Origin of the sequence: Paenibacillus oralis, from assembly GCF_003863965.1 — a bacterium.
GTDB classification, from domain to species: domain Bacteria; phylum Bacillota; class Bacilli; order Paenibacillales; family Paenibacillaceae; genus Fontibacillus; species Fontibacillus oralis.
This window is the reverse complement of sequence record NZ_RRCN01000001.1, coordinates 7,258,856-7,278,209: the sequence shown is the minus strand read 5'-3', so window position 1 is coordinate 7,278,209 and position 19,354 is coordinate 7,258,856. Positions and strand designations below refer to the sequence as shown.

At 54.4% G+C, this 19,354-nt stretch carries 13 protein-coding genes and 1 pseudogene; 11 read left to right on the top strand and 3 right to left on the bottom strand.

Annotated features, from left to right (window positions below; translation table 11 throughout):
* Positions 1-205: 205 nt before the first annotated feature.
* A complete protein-coding gene (gene uraA, locus EHV15_RS32255) occupies positions 206-1,495 on the bottom strand; it encodes a uracil permease (RefSeq protein WP_128634862.1) in 1,290 nt (429 codons plus the stop codon).
* A 288-nt stretch (positions 1,496-1,783) separates the two neighbouring features.
* On the opposite strand from uraA, the gene EHV15_RS32250 reads away from it, so the two are divergent.
* The 10 genes from EHV15_RS32250 to EHV15_RS32205 all read left to right on the top strand — a co-directional run bounded on the left by EHV15_RS32250 (position 1,784) and on the right by EHV15_RS32205 (position 15,191).
* A complete protein-coding gene (locus EHV15_RS32250; RefSeq protein WP_128634861.1) occupies positions 1,784-3,961 on the top strand; it encodes a RelA/SpoT family protein in 2,178 nt (725 codons plus the stop codon).
* Between the two features lie 23 nt (positions 3,962-3,984).
* Positions 3,985-4,434: a D-aminoacyl-tRNA deacylase gene (gene dtd, locus EHV15_RS32245; RefSeq protein WP_128634860.1), complete on the top strand. Its 450-nt coding sequence runs from the start codon at positions 3,985-3,987 to the stop codon at positions 4,432-4,434.
* 457 nt (positions 4,435-4,891) lie between these two features.
* A complete protein-coding gene (locus EHV15_RS36750) occupies positions 4,892-5,059 on the top strand; it encodes a hypothetical protein (RefSeq protein ID WP_178076013.1) in 168 nt (55 codons plus the stop codon).
* 255 nt (positions 5,060-5,314) lie between these two features.
* On the top strand, positions 5,315-5,773 hold the full coding sequence (locus EHV15_RS32240; protein WP_128634859.1) for a hypothetical protein: 459 nt from the start codon (positions 5,315-5,317) through the stop codon (positions 5,771-5,773).
* Positions 5,774-6,411: 638 nt separating this feature from the next.
* Complete coding sequence (gene hisS, locus EHV15_RS32235; RefSeq protein ID WP_128634858.1) at positions 6,412-7,659, top strand: histidine--tRNA ligase; 1,248 nt, start codon at positions 6,412-6,414, stop codon at positions 7,657-7,659.
* Between the two features lie 220 nt (positions 7,660-7,879).
* On the top strand, positions 7,880-9,658 hold the full coding sequence (aspS, locus tag EHV15_RS32230; RefSeq protein ID WP_128635657.1) for an aspartate--tRNA ligase: 1,779 nt from the start codon (positions 7,880-7,882) through the stop codon (positions 9,656-9,658).
* A gap of 38 nt (positions 9,659-9,696) precedes the next feature.
* Positions 9,697-10,452 (top strand): tRNA threonylcarbamoyladenosine dehydratase, encoded by a 756-nt coding sequence (locus EHV15_RS32225; RefSeq protein ID WP_128634857.1) that lies wholly within the window; start codon positions 9,697-9,699, stop codon positions 10,450-10,452.
* Positions 10,449-11,117, top strand: a complete 669-nt coding sequence (locus tag EHV15_RS32220; RefSeq protein ID WP_128634856.1) for a YdeI/OmpD-associated family protein — start codon at positions 10,449-10,451, stop codon at positions 11,115-11,117. The genes EHV15_RS32225 and EHV15_RS32220 overlap by 4 nt, the downstream gene beginning before the upstream one ends.
* A 432-nt stretch (positions 11,118-11,549) precedes the next feature.
* Positions 11,550-12,257: a 4'-phosphopantetheinyl transferase family protein gene (locus EHV15_RS32215; RefSeq protein WP_178076012.1), complete on the top strand. Its 708-nt coding sequence runs from the start codon at positions 11,550-11,552 to the stop codon at positions 12,255-12,257.
* 648 nt (positions 12,258-12,905) lie between these two features.
* Positions 12,906-15,191 carry a HelD family protein gene (locus EHV15_RS32205; protein ID WP_128634854.1) on the top strand — a complete coding sequence of 762 codons (2,286 nt, stop codon included), beginning with the start codon at positions 12,906-12,908 and terminating at the stop codon, positions 15,189-15,191.
* A 589-nt stretch (positions 15,192-15,780) separates the two neighbouring features.
* Here EHV15_RS32205 and EHV15_RS38475 read toward each other — a convergent pair.
* Both EHV15_RS38475 and EHV15_RS32195 read right to left on the bottom strand, forming a co-directional pair.
* Positions 15,781-16,155: pseudogene (locus EHV15_RS38475) on the bottom strand (HNH endonuclease); the annotation flags it as partial.
* A gap of 1,032 nt (positions 16,156-17,187) precedes the next feature.
* Positions 17,188-17,484 (bottom strand): CD3324 family protein, encoded by a 297-nt coding sequence (locus EHV15_RS32195; RefSeq protein WP_128634853.1) that lies wholly within the window; start codon positions 17,482-17,484, stop codon positions 17,188-17,190.
* A 403-nt stretch (positions 17,485-17,887) separates the two neighbouring features.
* On the opposite strand from EHV15_RS32195, the gene EHV15_RS32190 reads away from it, so the two are divergent.
* Positions 17,888-19,201, top strand: a complete 1,314-nt coding sequence (locus EHV15_RS32190) for a replication-associated recombination protein A (protein ID WP_128634852.1) — start codon at positions 17,888-17,890, stop codon at positions 19,199-19,201.
* Positions 19,202-19,354 lie beyond the last annotated feature (153 nt).

Genomic DNA, 19,354 nt, shown 5'->3' with positions numbered 1-19,354 from the left:
CCTTATTTTCCTGTGAACGGTTCAGAACGCGGACATTTCCTGGCGATCCGAGAAAATAGAGGCATAAATTTCCTTTATTTCTCTCCATTAGACTGATATCGCTGGAATAACGGCATTTTTTACCGCTATTTCTGGCAATCGGGCTGCACATCAATGGACCGCCGGAGTGATATGCTCCGACGGTTTTTTTATCCGCTTAATCGTGTTAATGCACGGCATCTTCTTTCTCGTTGGACCAGCCAAGCACCTGGATCAGCTTGAAGAACAGGCTGAGCAGGATGCCGACGATCGTGGCCAGGGCCATTCCTTTAAGCTCGACGTTGCCCATCGTCAACTTCGTTCCGCTGAGGCCGATGACAAGGACAACCGTAGCCAGCAGCATATTGGTCGGCTTGGAGAAATCGACCTTTTGCTCGACGAAAATCCGCAGGCCGGAAGCGGCGATGACGCCGAACAGCAGGAGCGAAACGCCGCCCATGACCGGGGCCGGGATGCAGGCGACGATCGCCGAAAATTTGCCCGAGAAGGAGAGCAGGATGGCAAAGATGGCGGCTCCGCCGATGACGAATATGGAGTACACTTTGGTGAGCGCCATGACGCCGATATTTTCCCCGTAGGTCGTGTTTGGTGTAGAGCCTACAAAACCGGAGAGGATCGTCGAAATGCCGTTGCCGAGCAAAGAACGGTGCAAGCCCGGATCTTTGGACAGGTCTCTGCCGACGATATTGCTCGTGACGAGCAGATGCCCGATATGCTCAACGATAACGACGAGCGCCACGGGGATGATCGTGATAATGGCCGGCACGCTCCACTGCGGCGTGGTCACCGTCGGCAGCGAAATCCAATTCGCTGCAGCGATCCTGGCGGTATCGACTTGGTCCAGGACTAAAGCCAGCACATAACCGACGACGATCCCGATCAGGATATGTATGATTTTGGGGAATCCGCGAAACAGTACGGCGCCTAGCACGGTAACGCCCAGCGTAACGAGCGAGAGCATGATGCTGGTTGGATCGGGAGTCCATGGTTTGCTCGGATCGCTGTTGATCCAGCCGGCCATGCCCGCCGCCACCGGAATAAGCTCGAGGCCGATCAGCGCAACGATGGCGCCCATGGCCGCCGGAGGGAACACAACGTCAATCCATGTGGTACCGGCATATTTGATCAGGAGCGCAATGACGACAAAAATGACGCCGGTCACGATAAAAGCGCCGAGCGCCATGGCGTAGCCGTTACCCGGATTGTTCTCGATCACCAGGGTAACCGGGGAGATAAACGCAAAGCTGGAGCCGAGATAAGCGGGGATTTTCCCTTTGCAGATCAAAATATAAAGCAGGGTGCCAATGCCGTTCATCAGCAAGATCATGCCGGGGTCGACGCCGAACAGGTTCGGGACGAGCACGGTGCTTCCGAACATGGCGAACAAATGCTGTAAGCTCAGCAGAACGCCGGGTCCGAAAGGAACTTTTTCGTTAACTTGAATTTCGCGTTGCAACCAGGACCACTCCTCTAAATTTAAACGTTCATAGGATAACTATCCTTAATAGATTAAATACATTGCCATCATTTTTCAACAAGAAATTACTCGGACATGTCATTTTCCATAACATCCCCTGCCTGGTCATTTGACATGCAACAGGGCATCCCGCCATGCCGGAAATGCTGCGGGCCGCCGGATAGCCGGTAGTTGACGGGAGGGGACGCAAGAGTCATAATTATAGGAAATCAAAATAAGGCGATTTATGCATATTTTCATATAGAAAGGAATCGAACGGGGATCTCAATGGGCATAGAGCAATTACTCGAAAAGGCGTCTGCCTATATAAAGGAACCGGAGCTTCAGCGCATACGGGTAGCGTACGAGTTTGCGGAGCAGGCCCATCACGGACAGGTCCGCAAATCCGGAGAGCCGTATATTCTTCACCCCCTTGCGGTGGCCGATATCGTGGTTAACATGCAGATGGATGCATTGTCGATCATTGCGGCCTTGCTTCATGATGTCGTAGAAGACACTACCGTGTCTTTGAAAGAGATACAGGAACAATTCGGAAATGACTGCGCTCTGCTTGTCGACGGGCTGACGAAACTGGAACGGATCAAATTCAGATCCAAAGAAGAGCAGCAAAACGAAAACTACCGGAAAATGTTTATCGCCATGGCGCAGGACATCCGTGTGATCGTGATTAAACTCGCGGACCGTCTGCACAATATGCGGACCCTGAAGTACCAGTCGGAGGAAAGCCAGCGGCGGATCGCTTACGAAACGCTGGAAATTTTTTGTCCGATTGCCAATAGATTGGGTATTTCCGCGATCAAATGGGAGATGGAAGATATCGCGCTGCGGTATCTCAATCCCCAACAGTACTATCGGATCGCCAACTTAATGCGCAAGAAGCGGGCCGAACGCGAGGAATACATCAAAAACGTCATCGCCCGCATCGCCGAAAAGCTGGAGGAAATGGGCGTGCAGGCTGATTTGTCCGGCCGGCCGAAGCATATTTACAGCGTATACAAAAAAATGACGACGAAAAACAAGCAGTTCAACGAAATTTACGATCTGCTGGCCATTCGCATCATTGTGGATAATATTAAGGATTGCTACGCTACGCTGGGCATTATCCATACGTTGTGGAAACCGATGCCGGGGCGGTTCAAGGATTACATTGCGATGCCCAAAGCGAATATGTACCAGTCGCTGCATACGACGGTCGTTGGACCGAACGGAGAGCCAACCGAGGTGCAGATCCGCACCTGGGAAATGCACCGGACGGCGGAATACGGGATTGCGGCCCATTGGGCTTATAAAGAAGGCTCGGGCGCCAATGGCCTGGTGAACAAAATTACGTTTTTCAACGAAATTTTGGAGCTGCAGCATGAGGCGAAGGACGCCTCCGAATTCGTGGAATCGCTCAAGATGGATTTTTTCTCCGACCTGGTGTTTGTGTTCACGCCATCCGGGGAAGTCATCGAGCTGCCGGCCGGCTCCGTCCCGCTCGATTTTGCCTACAGGATTCATACCGAGGTGGGCAACCGTACGATCGGCGCCAAAGTGAACGGGCGCATCGTGCCGCTCGACCATCGCTTGAAAACGGGCGATATCGTCGAAATTTTGACTTCGAAGCATTCCTATGGGCCAAGCCAGGATTGGCTGAAAATCGCCCAGTCCTCCCACGCCCGAAGCAAAATCAAGCAATGGTTCAAAAAAGAGAAGCGGGAGGAAAACGTCGAGAAGGGGCGCGAAGCGATCGAACGCGAGCTGAAACGCGCGGGGCTCGAGCCGCCTTCGTTTATGACGGACGAGAAGCTGCTGGAGGCGGCCAGGAAATACGCCTTTAACGACATCGACGACATGCTGTCGGCCATCGGCTTTGGCGGCATTACCGCGTCCCAGGTCGTCACCAAGCTGACCGAAAAGCTGCGCAAGGAGCAGGAGGAGGCCGCCGGCCATATCGAATTGACCTCCGAGGTCAAGGAAGTGAAGGCTCCGGAAGAACGCAAGCATCGCCCGACGAACGGCGTGGTGGTCAAAGGCATTGACAACCTGCTGGTGCGTTTTGCCCGCTGCTGCAATCCGGTGCCTGGCGATGAAATTGTCGGCTACATTACCCGCGGCCGCGGGGTTTCCGTGCACCGCAGCGACTGCCCGAATATCCCGTCGGGCGCCGACGGGGAAGAGGCGGCCCGCGTGATCGAGGTGGAATGGGAAGGCGCGATCGAAGCGAACTACAGCGTCGATATCGAGATTACCGGCCACGACCGCCGCAACTTCCTAAACGAAGTGCTGCAGGCGGTTTCGGAAAGCAAAACGAACATTTCGGCGGTATCCGGCCGTTCGGATAAAAATAAAATGGCTTTGGTGCATATGACGATTTTGATCCGCAATACCGATCACCTGCAATCCGTGGTGGAGAAAATCAAGCGGGTCAAAGACGTGTATACGGTGCACCGGATTATGCAATAGCCGTATTTGAAAGGTGAAGGAAGATGAAAATTGTAGCTCAGCGCTGCCGGCAGGCTCGCGTCACGGTGGAAGGGGAAACGACCGGTTCCATCGGGCGGGGCTTAATGCTGCTGGTTGGCGTTACTCACGGGGATACGGAGCGGGACGCCGCTTATTTGGCGGAAAAAATCGCCGGTTTGCGCATTTTCGAGGACGAGGCCGGCAAAATGAACCTTAGCGTGCTGGATATCGGCGGGGCTATTTTGTCCGTGTCGCAATTTACGCTGTACGGCGATTGCCGCAATGGCAAACGTCCAAGCTTCACGGCGGCCGCCCGGCCGGAAACCGCCGAGCCGCTTTACGAGCGGTTTAACGCTCTGCTCCGGGAGAAAGGGCTGACGGTGGAAACCGGGAAATTCGGGGCCGACATGGATGTCGAGCTCGTCAACTGGGGACCTGTCACGCTGATATTGGACAGCCCCGGCGGCGCTTAAGTGGGGATTTGCTGGCGCTTGCAGGACAGGACGATCCAACGATCCGGCAGGCGAATCCAATCCTAACGGACACCAGCGTCTGATGCAAGCTAATAGGCGGTTCCTATAATAACGTGAGCACGGGGAGTCGAACTCAAGCAAGCAGATAAGGGAAAAAAATGGCGTTAATTCGGCGTGATTACCCACTTTGAGGAAAATAGAGGGAATTTATGTCGCTATTTCTTCAATTCGCAGGACGATGACCGCTTTTTGCACCGTTCATTGGAAAATAAGGACAAAAAAGTCCCCTATTGGCGATGAGCGTGCTCAATTTCGGAAATTAAGGTCATAAAGTTCCGCTATTTTTAAGTGGGGGCACCCTCCCTTAGATCTATCACGTTTCATAAAGGGATAATTGGGGTTTGCCGAGGGTACACTTGAGGGTACCAACAACGTACCTGAAGGAGTTCATAATCCCATGCGTCAATCGACGAAGTCCAAAGATTGGCAGAGCGTTCCGCTGCTGGCGGCGGGGGACCGCAGTGAAGCTCGCATGTTGGCGCGTTCGGCGGAACCGGAAGCCTATGAGTTGATCCCACGGGAGGTTAAGCCGTCCGCCGAGTGGCTTCCGCGTCCGGGAAGCTGAACGCTTGCCAAGTGCGGCCGCCGTACGCAGTGGCGTGGCAACAGAGAAATTTTGGCGGTGCTCAAGTCCGTTCTGTTTTGAAAACAAGCGCAAGCTGTAGGAGTTCAAGTGTTCTCTAGCGGCTTGCGCTTGTTGTTTTACGGCATTTCGGATTTAGGCGCATTCGTCATAAAGTCTCCCGATTCGGGCAATAACAAGCAAAGAATCGTTCGGCAATCGATGCTTGCTACCGAAATAAAGGAGAGATGATCAAACATGACCAAACATATTCAGGCCTATTTCCGCACGGAGGATCAGGTGGAGGGAGCGCGGATCAGCCTGCTGGCGTATGCGCCGGGCCAGGTGGAGGCGGGGCATGTGGACGACAGAACGGGCGAAAATGACAAGCTGCTGGTGCAGATGCTCCCCGTTCCGAGCGGCTCAATGAATTCCGGCGGCACCGTTGGCTTGCCGCTTCCGGGGACGCTGCGGGGCGGCCAAAGCGCGCTGCCGGCATTCGCCTTCGGCGGCCGTGGCGCTAGCGACACTTTGAACGGAGAGCACAGCGAGGCGGTGGCCGGCGAGCGGGAAATGGACCCGGCCCGGGACGTTATCGACACCGGGGACGAACCGGAAGGGTGGAAATACGTGCTTAGCGCGGCGGTAGAGGACGAGGATTACGACAGGATCGTGCAAAAATTGCGCGCTCACGGAGCGTATATTTCAGCGGGTTAAGCGAACCTGTAATATAACTGTAATATTAGATTCATGATCCCTTAACATAAGCTGTTTATAATAACAGCATGACCCCCTTTTTAATACAATATATACCTTTGGACCTGCACCCCGTTGGTGACAGGTTTTTTTCTTTGATCTGACATTTTTTTCGTATAGACTTGACTTTAGCGCGGTGGTTTCATACAATCAAAAAATAGCAGTGGAATGTATCATAATGATTCGATGACGGGACAAAGTAATTCAACCCCACACCCTCAGAGAGGAATCCCAAGTCTTCGTGGCGTCGGCGCCCATTAGGAGCGGCTTACCCGCTTATGAAGCAGGCTGGAAGGATTCCGGTGATGATTGAACGAAAGACTTCCCCGAGAACCGGCGGCGAAATGCGGCAGCGGCGCTTTAACTAGCTTCCGCTTCGGCAGAGTAGACGTACGGCGTAGGCGGGCGATAACCGCTTAAAGCGAATCCCTTTGTCGTATGCTGTATTGCCGTCCCACGGCTGGCGCGGCGCGAATCAAGGAATTCGGAATGTGGGTGGCACCACGGGTGATTTGGAAACCAGTCTCTCGTCCCTGTTTGTATCAAACAGGAACGGGAGTTTTTTATTTTGATGAGCAATTTAGGATGGAGGATGAGCTATGGCTTTTCAAAAACCGAAGGGCACGCAGGATTTGCTGCCGGGTACCGTCGAGAAATGGCAGTTTATCGAAGACACGGCCAGGGATATTTGCCGCCGTTTTAATTACCGCGAGATCCGCACGCCGATTTTCGAACAGACCTCGCTGTTTGAGCGGGGGGTAGGGGAAACGACCGACATCGTCGAGAAGGAGATGTACACCTTCTTGGACAAAGGGGACCGGAGCATGACGCTGCGGCCGGAAGGCACGGCGGGCGTCGTTCGCGCATACGTGGAAAACAAGCTGTACGGGGAGCCGGACGTCAGCAAGCTGTATTACATCGGGCCGATGTTCCGGTATGAGCAGCCGCAGGCCGGCCGCCAGCGCCAGTTTCATCAATTCGGAATCGAGGCGTTTGGGGCGACGGACCCGGCGATCGACGCCGAAGTCGTATCGCTTGGTTACGAGTTTTGCCGCGAGCTGGGACTTCAGGGAGTTAAAGTGGAAATCAACTCTGTGGGCAATCCGGCGAGCCGGGCCGCCTATCGCGAGCAACTGCTTGCGTTTCTGCTGCCGATGAAGGACTCCTTGTGCAAGGACTGCCAGTCGCGGATCGAGCGCAATCCGCTGCGCGTGCTTGATTGCAAAGTGGATCAGGATAAATTCGGCGGAGCGCCTTCGATCCTGGACAGTCTGGATGAGGAATGCACGGCGCATTTTGCCAAAGTCCGTGAACTGCTGACCGCCATGGGCGTCGATTACGTTATCAATCCCCGGCTCGTGCGCGGGCTCGATTATTACACGCATACCGCCTTCGAATACAAGGCCCAGGGGATCGGCGCGATCGACACGATCGGCGGCGGCGGCCGCTACAACGGCCTGGTTGCCGAAGTGGGCGGACCGGATCAGCCGGGCATCGGGATGGCGTTGGGCCTGGAGCGGATCGCGCTGATCCTGGAAAAACAGGAAATCGACGCCGGCGCCGCCAAACCGCTTGATATTTATCTTGTCGCCCTTGGCGAAGCGGCCGACAAGGAGATTACGACGCTGCTGTATAAGCTGCGGCAGGCGGGATTTTCCGCCGAACGCGACTATCTGGGGCGCAAAATGAAGGCGCAAATGAAATCCGCCGACCGGATGGAAGCCCGTTATACGGCGATCCTGGGCGACGACGAGCTGGAGCGCGGAGAAATCGCCCTCAAATCGATGGAGACCGGCGAGCAGCGCACCGTGAAGCTAAGCGAATTGATTCATGAGCTAAAATCATAAAAAATTGATGCTTATAAGTGCGGGTTTAAAAAGTCAGGTTTTTAGCACCGAGAAGGTTGGATGAAGCCAGGGACTGAGTAGCGGAGCGTAGGTGAGCCTACGTGAGCAACGGAAGGCCCGGCTGAATTCAAGATTCGACGTCGAATCCGCTTCATGAATTGCTTCGTGATCAAAAGATGACTTTTTTAACAACATATATAAAGGAGTGTTTTTTTAAATGATGCAGCGTACTCATCATTGCGGCGCCCTGGGCTCCGCACACATTGGAGAAACCGTCACGTTAAACGGTTGGGTGCAAACCCGCCGCGACCTGGGAGGCGTTTTGTTTATCGACCTGCGCGACCGCAGCGGCATCGTGCAAATCGTGTTTAATCCGGCTTATTCCGGGGAAGCTTTGCAAATCGCCGACAAGGTGCGGAGCGAATACGTGCTTGCCGTGAGCGGTACAGTCGTACAGCGGGACCCGGAGACGGTGAACCCGAACCTGCCGACCGGGCAAATCGAAGTGCGGATCACGGAAATCGAAGTGCTGAACGCCGCGAAAACACCGCCGTTTTTCATTGAAGACGGCATTGAAGTGGACGAATCGCTGCGCTTGAAGTATCGTTACTTGGACCTGCGCCGTCCGGAGATGCAGCAAACGCTTTGGCTGCGTTCGAAAGCGGCTAAAGTATTCCGCGACTTCCTCGACGGAGAAGGCTTCATCGAAATCGAAACGCCGATCCTGACCAAAAGCTCGCCGGAAGGCGCGCGCGACTATCTTGTGCCGAGCCGTGTGCACGAGGGCGAATTTTTCGCCTTGCCGCAGTCGCCGCAGCTTTATAAGCAGTTGCTGATGGTCAGCGGCGTGGAACGCTACTACCAAATGGCCCGCTGCTTCCGCGACGAGGACCTGCGTGCCGACCGCCAGCCGGAATTCACTCAGATCGACATCGAGACTTCGTTCCTGTCGCGGGACGATCTGCTCGGCATGATGGAAAAGCTGGTTGTACGCCTCTTCAAGGAAACGAAGGGGATTGAGATCGAAGCGCCGTTCCAGCGTCTGACCTACGCGGAAGCGATGGGCAAATACGGCTCTGACAAGCCGGATTTGCGCTTTGGCCTGGAACTGGTGGACGTTAGCGATCTCGTGGCGAACAGCGGCGTGAAGGTGTTCTCCTCGGTCATCGAAAAAGGCGGCGAAGTTAAAGTGCTGAACGCCAAAGGCTGCGGTACCTGGAGCCGGAAGGACATCGACGATCTGGGACCGTACGCCGCCCGTTACGGCGCGAAAGGCCTCGCCTGGATTCAAGTGAAGGAAGGCGAATTCCGCGGCCCGATCGTGAAGTTCTTCTCCGAAGAGGAAATCGCGGCGGTGAAAGAACGCACCGGCGCGGAAGAAGGCGACTTGCTGCTGTTCTCCGCCGACAACAAAAAAGTCGTTGCCGACGTGCTTGGCGCGCTGCGCCTCAAAATCGGCCGCGATCTTGGCTTGATCGACGACAGTGTCTATAAATTCGCCTGGGTGGTCGACTTCCCGCTGCTTGGCTGGGACGAGGAGCAGAAGCGGTACGTCGCCGAGCACCATCCATTCACCCGTCCGCGGGATGAAGACCTGCCGTTGTTCGATACCGATCCGGGCAAAATTTTGGCCCAAGCCTATGACCTCGTGCTGAACGGCTACGAAGTGGGCGGCGGTTCGATGCGGATTTACCGGCGCGACGTTCAGGAGAAAATGTTCGATGCGATCGGTTTGTCGCCGGAAGAAGCCCAGGACAAATTCGGCTATCTGCTCGACGCGTTCGAATACGGCACGCCGCCGCACGGCGGAATCGCCTTCGGCTTCGACCGCCTGGTCATGCTGCTTGCCGGCCGCTCGAACCTGCGCGAAACGATCGCTTTCCCGAAAACGGCGAGCGCGACCGATCTGCTGATGAACGCGCCTTCCGAAGTGGACATGTCGCAGCTGGAACAGCTGCACATCAAACTCGCCGTCAAACCGGTGGAAGCGAAAAAATAAACAACATGAAATATCATATTTCGGGAGGTGTATAGACGATGCTTCATCAATTTTCACGGACCGAGCTGGCGATCGGGGCGGAAGGGCTGGACATATTGAAAAAAAGCACCGTAGCCGTGCTCGGCATCGGCGGGGTCGGTTCGATCGCCGTCGAAGCTTTGGCCCGGACCGGGGTCGGCCGCATCATCCTGATCGATAAAGACGTCGTCGACATCACCAACATCAATCGGCAAATTCATGCGCTGACGACGACGATCGGGCAAAAGAAAGCAGACCTGATGTGCGAACGGGTCAAGCTGATCAATCCGGAATGCGAAACGATCGCCCTGAATATGTTTTACACGGAAGAGACGTATGAAGAATTGTTTAAATACAAAATCGACTACGTGCTCGATGCTTCCGATACGATCAAATACAAAATCCATCTGATCAAGGAGTGCCTGCAGCGCGAGATTCCGATTTTGTCCAGCATGGGCGCGGCCAACAGGATGGACCCGACGAAATTTCAGGTGGCCGACATTTCCAAGACCCATATGGACCCAATGGCCCGCGTTATCCGCGCGAAATTACGGGAAGAAGGCATCCGCAAGGGCGTTAAGGTCGTGTTCTCCACGGAGCAGCCGGTGAAGCCGCGCGCTGACGTCACGAAAAAGATCGTCCCGGAAAACGCCCCGGAAATCCGCAAAGCGAAGCAGCCGCCGGCCAGCAACTCGTTTGTCCCGCCGGTGGTGGGGCTGATCATGGTCAGCGTTGCCGTCCGTGAGCTGCTGGAGCGCGGGGGAGTACGGGGATGAACGAGGCGCTGGCGAAAAAGCTGCGTTTGCCCGGAGGCGGCGAACGGACTTTGGTGTTGAATGCGCCGGACGGTTATTTGGGTGAGCTAGGCCTAGGGCCGGATCACGCCGTGTACGATGCGAAGCTGGCCGGAAGTTATGACTTTGTTCAGATGTTTTTTCACTCGATCGGAGAAGTGGAGGACCGGGCCGGCGAGGCGCTTGGCGCGGTCAAACCCGACGGGCTGTTGTGGTTGTGCTACCCGAAGGGCGGCGCCAAAGCGGGCACGGACCTGACCCGGGACAAGGGCTGGGAAACGGTGAGAGCGGCGGGATTTGAGGGAATCGCCCTCGTCTCGGTGGACGAGGTGTGGTCGGCCATGCGTTTTCGCCCGGCCGAATTGGTGAAGGCTGCGCCGTCATCGTCCCGCCGCGCTGCGGGGAGCGGAGCTGTCAACGCCAAGCGGGAGCCGGCCCGCCCTGTTGAAACGCCGAAGGATCTGGCCGCGGCGTTGGAGGCGGAGCAGGCGGCTGCGGCATTTTTTCGCGGGTTGGCTCCTTCTCACAAGAAAGCGTATATCGAGTGGATCACGGACGCCAAACGCGCGGAAACGCGACAAAATCGGATCGTCCAAACGCTGGAGAAGTTGAAGCAGGGCTTGAAGCGCCCGTCGGACAAGGCGTGAACGGAACCGAATAGCAAGGAAGCAAGACGCGGATCTGATGGTTACTGTCGCTATCGGATCGGCGTCTTTCTTTTTTGAGAAAATTCGCCTTTTCGCCGCTAGGACAAAATCGAATTCAGGATCATTCTATGAACGATCCACCGCTTCTTTAGATAACGTTTCATGATTTTGTCATGTTGGATACCGTTTGTGGTGTGTAGTAGTGTAGAATAATATTTTATTCTCCAGTAAAATCCAAATATAATAGTACTCGAGTACTTAAAGCATGCATGACCCAAAATTTAGATTATTCTGTTTCCTTTTACAGGTGGATCGGCATCATTTTATAGAGAGTAGTCTAGCTAGCATTCGTATGAATATGCAAATACCGAAAAGAGTGATTGATAAAAGACACACACCCAAGGTTGAAGTTTTTTAGGAGAGATGTCTACTGTGCATATAGAAGCTATACAATTTACCCATAGTGTGAATAATAAAGATTTTGATCATTGTATTAGAATACTTCCTTTATTTGTGCAACAAAAAATTTTAAGATACGTGAAGCAAGAGGATCGAGACCGAGCCTTAGTGGGTGCTTTACTTGGGCGGACACTGGCTAGCCAGCAATCCAATTTATCAGTGGAAGAAATTGAAATTGATCACACAAAATATGGAAAACCTTATTATATTAATCCATCGTGTTTACAATTTAACATTTCACATTCAGGAAATTGGGTAGTTGGTGTAGTGGATCATAGACCAATTGGTATTGATGTGGAGTGTATTAAGCCAATCGATTTTGAAATTGCTAGGCGTTTTTTTGCTGCAACTGAATGGTTCCAATTATTAGCATTGGAAGGGCAAGAAAAATTGAGTAGGTTTTATGACATTTGGACTTTGAAGGAAAGCTACATAAAAGCTATGGGAAAAGGACTAAGTATTCCATTAGATTCGTTTTTTATTCAAATACTACCCGAAAAAATTAAATTATTTTTGTTTTTAAGTGAGATGCAAGAGTTCATAGAGGATCAATCATGGTATTTTCAGCAGTATTCTCTTGATAAAGCATATAGATTTTCGGTCTGTGCTGCTCACAACAATTTTGCAGATACAGTAATGATTAGATCTGTTGAAGAGTTCTTAAATGGTTTAATGAAGTAGTTTAACAAGCCTTGCACATTGTGCTTTTTTTGTGGGATGGAGATGCGGCCTCGTTTTGCTTTGTCATTGTTCATCCTCGATTTGACTGGATCGGCCGAAATGTTCGCTGTCTTGCTGGCTGTCTCCACGATACCGACCATACTTCTTTCTGTAAATTCTCGTATGTAAGGTCAAAAGCGTTGGTAAAACGTACTCACCATAGCCAGTATCGTCATGACAACTCCTATGACCCCAATGACGTGATTTTCGCCCATATAGAGAAACGCAAGCTGCCTGCAGATAACGACAAAGCTGATATCATCGAATGACACAATCAAATTTTTACGATTCGCGCGGTCTGCGATAACGCCTCCGATGTAAAAATCAATTTCGTACAACAAATGAAATTTAAGTCAACACTTTCGAAGAGTCCCTGGTGATCTATTATCGCCTCTATTGAACGCATATTTTTCAACAATTCGTCCTCTCCCCGTACCAATAAAAAAATAAATTGCAAATAGCTCTTTATCGGAGAGATTAGCCTTTTTTCCGTCGTAGTGATATAATGAGTCTTCTCTGGCTCCGGATCAAGGAAATAGCGGATGGCGGGCGTTTCGACTGCCCTGCGGTTGACCGGCGGAGTACATCAATCTTAGGAGGTAACTGAAAGTGGAACATTTTCAAAGTGCCTATCAAGAAGAAAAGGCGCGGCTCGATCGCACCCTGGAAGAGATCGAAAGGCAGCTGAAAGAGCTGCGCAGCATCCCGGTGTACACGGGGCATGATTTTACGGAGCAATTGCTTGAGGCAAACCGTGAGTCGCAAAGAAAGCAGCTGGAGCAGTCGGTGCACGAACCGTATTTCGGCCGGCTCGATTTTGCGGAACGGGGCAGGAGCCGAACACCGATCTATATCGGCAAAGTAGGCGTCGGCGATCCGGAAGTGGGGCATCCGCTCGTCATCGATTGGCGCGCGCCGATCGCCAGTTTGTTTTATTCTTTTACCGGCGGGGATGAGGCTTCATATATCGCTCCCGAAGGTTTGATTGACGGACTGGTGTACTTAAAACGCAACATTGTGATTCGCAAAGGCATTCTCGACCGGGTGGTGGATACGTACGACAAGGACAGTGACGGGCCGGCCGTAAGCGACGAGTTTCTCGTGTACCGCCTCGGCGAAAACAAGGATAACCGGCTTCGCGACATCGTGTCGACGATTCAAGCTGAGCAGGATCAAATTATCCGCGCGGCCAAAAATACGGCATTGATCATCCAGGGGGTCGCCGGCAGCGGGAAAACGACCGTGGCGCTGCATCGGCTGGCCTTTTTGCTGTACCAGTACAAAGAGCAGATTTCTGCGGAACGGCTGGTGATTTTTGCGCCCAATCATATGTTTATCGACTACATTTCCGAAGTGTTGCCCGAACTGGGGGTCGGGGATATCCAGCAAAACACGTTCAGCGATTGGGCGGCTCGAGTGCTTGATTTGAATGAAGTGCCGTCCGACGGTACGGAAGCGCTGTCGCGCTGGTTCGACGGAGGCTCGCCGGGACAGACGGTAGGACAGGCGCAGGAGCAAAGGTTGGGACGGAAGCAGGGGCAGGTGCAGGATCAGGCGGAAGAGCAGGTGTTGGCGCAAGGTCTGGGACGGAAGCGGATGCAAGGGATAGCGCAGATTCAGGGCTGCCCGGACGATACCAGGCTGTCCGACCGCTTTAAAGGCTCAATGCATTTTAAAACGTTAATTGACGTCTATCTGGAAAATTTGGAGTCCGTCTGCGTGCCTGAAGGGGATTTTGAGCCCTGGGACGGAGCGCGCTTATCCCGGAAGGAGATCATCGGCTGGTTTGAAGGCGAATACCGCCATTATCCGGTCGCCCGGCGCAAGGAACGGGTGCTGGCGCGGATTCATCGCTGGATCGAAATGGAACTGAAAAAGTCGCCTTCTACAGCGGCGCTGAAGGAACGCAAGAAGAAGGCGCAGCAGCGGGAAAAAGCGTACGCCAAAAAGTGGCCCGAGCTCGCCCCACTTAGCCTGTACCGGGAGCTGTTTGGCATTCGGAGGAGCGGCGGAGCCGCAGGCCTTGCGGATATGTCGGCGCGGATTCCGCGGGAGATTTGGCGGGAAACGCAGGGCTATTTGAAGAAAAACGCCCTCAAAGAAGAGGATCTGCCCGCACTGTTGTATCTGTACTCCGTGGTCAATGAAATCGACGGAAAAATGACCTTCGACCATGTGGTGATCGACGAGGCGCAGGATTTTTCGCCATTTCAGGTGTATGTGCTGGACCGGTTCGTCAAAGGACATTCGTTTACGATCCTCGGTGACTTGTCGCAGGGCATCCACTATTACAAGGGCGTACGAAGCTGGGAGGAAATGCAAAGCCTGTTCCGGCCCGAGGAAACGGCTTATTTTGCGCTGACCCGAAGCTACCGCTCGACGATGGAGATCATTGAGTTCGCCAACGAAATTTTGCAGCGGGGCGTGGGTACGGATTTGCTTGCTGTGCCGGTGTTCCGCAGCGGGGAGCCGGTGCGGCTGCTGCCGGCGGCCGGAGAGCGGCGCTTTGGCGCAATCCGGCACGCCTTGGACAAGGCGCTGTCGGGCTCGTACCGGACGGCGGCGATTTTAACGCGGACGATGCGGGAAGCGGAAGAGCTTCATGAGGAGCTGACGAAGGCGGGCGCCGATATTCACCTGATCAACGGGGAACTCAAGGAGTATGCCGGCGGGGTGTCGGTACTGCCCGTTTATTTGTCCAAAGGGCTGGAATTTGACGCGGTGATCGTGACGGACGTCGACCCGCTTCACTACGGGCCGGAGGACGCCAAGCTGCTGTACGTCGGCTGCACCCGCGCGCTGCATGAGCTGTGGCTGCTGCATGGCGACGAGCTGCCGGACTACGTACCCGAAGAAAACTCCGAGTTCGCCGCCCGCGCGTCTGTGGAGGGATAACGTCCGGTGGTTGCGGAGGGATAACGATCTGCGGCTGCGTAGGTTTCGAGACCCGAGGTTAGCGATCAGCGGCCAGGGCGATTAAATGATTGGGCGAGTTGATTAGGCAGTCTACATCCAGCGTGTGGTGCGTAACGGACCGTAGAGACATCTACCAATCGCCGCCCCCAAAATTGTAACGGACCGAGATGACCTTATTTGCATGAAGTCACCCAAAGTAGCCTCATTTGGAGCCGAATAGCTCCTACTGAGTCCGTTACGTTAGGAAAATACCCGGGAAATGTACGGATAACGTCATTCAGGTCCGTTACACTTTACCGATCGAACTCTTGTCTCCGCATCCCTATGTGGAGGAACAACCGCTAAACCGGATGAAATGCAAAAGTGCATCTGTTTTGCGGCCATTCGATCAAAAAGTATCTATTGACCGGATATGAACTGCACTTTTGCATTTGAACCGCCTATTTCGAGGAATTTCTACGAAAATCGCATGCACTTTTACATTTCGTGCGGTAGATGGCCTCTGATTGGGCACCTTGTGACCAAGTGCAGGTGTATAAATACGGACCTGGCCGCTGGTCAGGATTTTTCATCGGGCTCGGCCCTCGATAAAATCCTCCAGGTCTTGGTCCGCTTTGCTTTGATTGCACAAATTGCAGGCGCAAACGCAATTCACCGGAGTGGTATGGCCGCCTTTCGCTTTGGGCAGCAGATGATCGATCGTGTCTCCGTATTCCCCGCAAAAAAAGCAGGTATGATTGTCGCGGGTGAGAATATAATTGCGGAACGCTTTGTTGGTGTAAAGTCGCCGGATCGTGTACGGATTAACGACCACGGCGGCATGCTCGCGGACGAGCGTCACGGCCAGCTCGAGGTCGACCTCCTGCTGCCAGCGGCGGCCTTTGTCGGTGCGCCCGCGCATGCGGATCATGCCGTTGCGGTTCGGGCGCAATGTCCGCACGTCCAGGCCCTCCGCCCGCGGCGGAGGTGCGGGCAGCGCCCGCTTGATCCGGCGCTTTGGCGTCGCTTCGTGAGGCGGCAGGGAGGAAGCAGCTTTGGCGTCCAGCCTAGCCGAAGAGGCTCCCGCAACGTCTCCGCCTGCTTTGGCAACGATTGCATCCTCCTTGCGGCTCTGCCTGGCAGCTTTGTTCATGGCAGACCTTCCTCTGCGCCGTCCAGTCTTGCTTGCCTCAGGATTACCGCTTTGCCATGCGGCCTTGCCTGCCTCAGGATTACCGCTTTGCCGTGCGGCCTTGCCTGCCTCAGGATTACCGCTTTGCCATGCAGTCTTGTCTGCCTCAGGTTTATCGGTCTGCCGTGCAGCCTTGCTTGCCTCAGGTTTTCCACTCTGCCGTACAGTCCTGTTTACATCAGGCTTCCTGCTTTCTCCGCCCGCCTTGACCGTATCCGCCTTGCCGTTTCGCCCGGCAGGTTTGCCGGCAACCGGGTGAGCAACCGGCTGACCGCCCGGCTCGGCCAATTTGCCTGCATCGGCCGTACCGCTCTGCCGCGTAGCCTGGGCAGCGCCGGCGTCCACCGTCCCGGCAAGTCCTACAGCGGGGAATTCCGCGTTCCCCGGCTCTTGGACCCTGCGGGCCTGCTGCTTCCGAAGCGCCCGGCAGCTTCGGCAGGCCCCGCGGCGCGAGCCTTTGCCGGAGCGCTTGCCGGTGCGCCGGAGGAACTCGGAAACCGGTTTTGCCTCACCGCAGTGGGCGCAGGTTTTCGTCGCCGGATTCGGCGCGTCCCGGCGTATATCTGGTTTTTGCTCTTCCATGTTGTCCCGGCGGAAAGACGGGGCGTGCTGCTGCGTCAAAGATGTCACCTCGGTTTCGGATAAGCGGCGTATTCTGCGTTAGTTATATTTTCTATTATACCTGATCAAATATATAAATATAGCCAAGACCGCGGGTCTTGGCTTCGCATATGGTTGATTTATCGTAGAACCAAGCTGCCGGCCTTTCCGCCTCGGCTGCGGGGCGGACTTGTGTGCCCGCGTTTACTCCGTTACCGCTGCCTGGGGTCTGAGCGCCCGCATTTTGGTCAAAATTTTTCGGATGCTTTCATCGGATAAATGGTATTTGGCGGCTAAATCCCGTACGGAACACCCTGTACGGTGAAGCAGGAAAATCTCTTCGTTTCGTTTGGCGATGGACGTTCGCGATCCGCTCAATTCGCCCCATAACGCTCTCGCCCGTTCCGGTTTCGGGATGTACAGCAGCTCGCCCTGAATATAGTTCTGGAGCTCCTGCAGCAGCCTAGGGGGAAGAACATCCTTCCCATTTTTGTAGTTCACGATCATGTACCTCCTTATTTCGTGGTCCGTTTTCCATAGTTGTTACGATATAAGTCAACATGGCCGTAAATCCCCCTTTCGGCTTGGAATAATATGCAAATATAGCTTAAGATCTATCATAACACAGTCATCATCTAAACGGAAATAAGGGGAGCTGTTCCCAGCCCCCCGTTTTTTTGCGGATTCCGCTTACGCGGAAGCCACCTCACTCACTGAAATCACTTCGATCAGCCCCCTTTCCCGTGATTCGTCGGCCCGACATCTATATTAACTCATATTTTGCGGCGCGGGAAAAGTGAAAGAACAACTATAAGTGTTTTTTACGTATAAGCGCTTTTTTCCGCATCGGCTGCGGGTGTGCTAGAATAGAGTAGACAATGCCTACGATCAAGGAAGTGAGCATATGGATTTGTTCTCCTACCAACAGGAGCAAAACCCGGCGGGGCGGCTTTTAGCCGATCGGATGCGGCCCGTCATGCTGGATGAATATATCGGACAGGAGCATATCGTCGGCCCAGGAAAGCTGCTGCGGCGGGCGATCGAAGCGGACCAGGTGTCCTCGATTTTGCTGTACGGCCCTCCCGGATGCGGCAAAACGACGTTGGCCCACATTATTTCCAACCATACGAAAGCCGAATTTGTCCGGCTGAACGCGGTCGACGCTTCGGTCAAAGACGTTCGGGAAGTGATTGAAAAGGCGCAAAACGACAAATCTTTTTACGGGACTAAAACGATTCTGTTCCTGGACGAGGTGCACCGCTTCAACAGCTCGCGTCAGGATGCGCTGCTGCCGGCGGTGGAGAAAGGAACGATTATTTTTATCGGCGCGACGACGGAAAACCCGTTTCATTACGTCAACGGCGCTTTGATGAGCCGCTCCACCCTGTTTCAGCTTGAGCCGCTGACGAAGGAGCATTCGCTCATCGCCATGCGCCGGGCGTTGGGCGATAAGGAAAAAGGGCTCGGCTTCATGAAGCTGAATGCCGATGAGAAGGCGCTCCTGCACATCGCCTCCATGGCGAACGGCGACATCCGCCGCGCGCTGAACGCGCTGGAGCTGGCCGCGATGACCACGCCGCCGCAGCAGGACGGCACGGTGCATCTGACGCTCGAAGTCGCCGAGGAGTCGATCCGCCGCCCGCTGGTCAAGGCGGACGAATCGACGCAATATGACGTGCTGTCGGCGTTCCACAAGTGTGTTCGCGGCTCCAGCGACGCCGCCGTGTTCTGGTTTCTGTATGCGGTGGAAAAGCTGGGGATGGACCCGATGACGTTCATCCGGCGTTTGATCGCCGCCAGCAGCGAGGACATCGGGCTGGCCAATCCGCAGGCGATGGTGCAGGCGGTCAGCGCTCTGGAGGCCTACCGCAACAACGGCTGGCCGGAAGCCAAGCTCAATGTCGTCCAGGCGATTTTGTTCGCGGTGGAAAGCCCGAAATCGAACGGGGTGGTTGAGGCGATCGGGAACGCCATGGCGGCGATCGATGAGGTCGTCTCGGCCGAGGTGCCGCTGCATCTGCGGGATACTCATTACAAGGGTGCCGTGAAGCTGGGGCATGAAGGGTACAAATATCCTCACAATTATCCGGGGCATTATGTGGAGCAGGAGTATTTACCGCCGAGGTTGTCCGGCCGCACATTCTACAATGCGACGGAGCAGGGCAACGAGGCAAAAATCAAGCACAACCAGGAGCTTCGGCGCAGGGGGAAACGGTAGGGGCGGGCATCCGGGTGTGTACGCCTGCCCTTTTTTTACTGGATCCTTATCGGTCACTACCGGATAAACACCTGAAATATTGGTATTTATGAGTCTGCGGCTCCGGAGTCGGGACAATAGGAAGTTATTTGGACTCAACCTTAAAATCGGCGC

Bases quoted from the DNA above. Each gene is read 5' to 3' on its own strand.
- EHV15_RS32250 (WP_128634861.1), top strand. From the start codon at position 1,784: ATGGGCATAGAGCAATTACTCGAAAAGGCGTCTGCCTATATAAAGGAA.
- dtd (WP_128634860.1), top strand. From the start codon at position 3,985: ATGAAAATTGTAGCTCAGCGCTGCCGGCAGGCTCGCGTCACGGTGGAA.
- EHV15_RS36750 (WP_178076013.1), top strand. From the start codon at position 4,892: ATGCGTCAATCGACGAAGTCCAAAGATTGGCAGAGCGTTCCGCTGCTG.
- EHV15_RS32240 (WP_128634859.1), top strand. From the start codon at position 5,315: ATGACCAAACATATTCAGGCCTATTTCCGCACGGAGGATCAGGTGGAG.
- hisS (WP_128634858.1), top strand. From the start codon at position 6,412: ATGGCTTTTCAAAAACCGAAGGGCACGCAGGATTTGCTGCCGGGTACC.
- aspS (WP_128635657.1), top strand. From the start codon at position 7,880: ATGCAGCGTACTCATCATTGCGGCGCCCTGGGCTCCGCACACATTGGA.
- EHV15_RS32225 (WP_128634857.1), top strand. From the start codon at position 9,697: ATGCTTCATCAATTTTCACGGACCGAGCTGGCGATCGGGGCGGAAGGG.
- EHV15_RS32220 (WP_128634856.1), top strand. From the start codon at position 10,449: ATGAACGAGGCGCTGGCGAAAAAGCTGCGTTTGCCCGGAGGCGGCGAA.
- EHV15_RS32190 (WP_128634852.1), top strand. From the start codon at position 17,888: ATGGATTTGTTCTCCTACCAACAGGAGCAAAACCCGGCGGGGCGGCTT.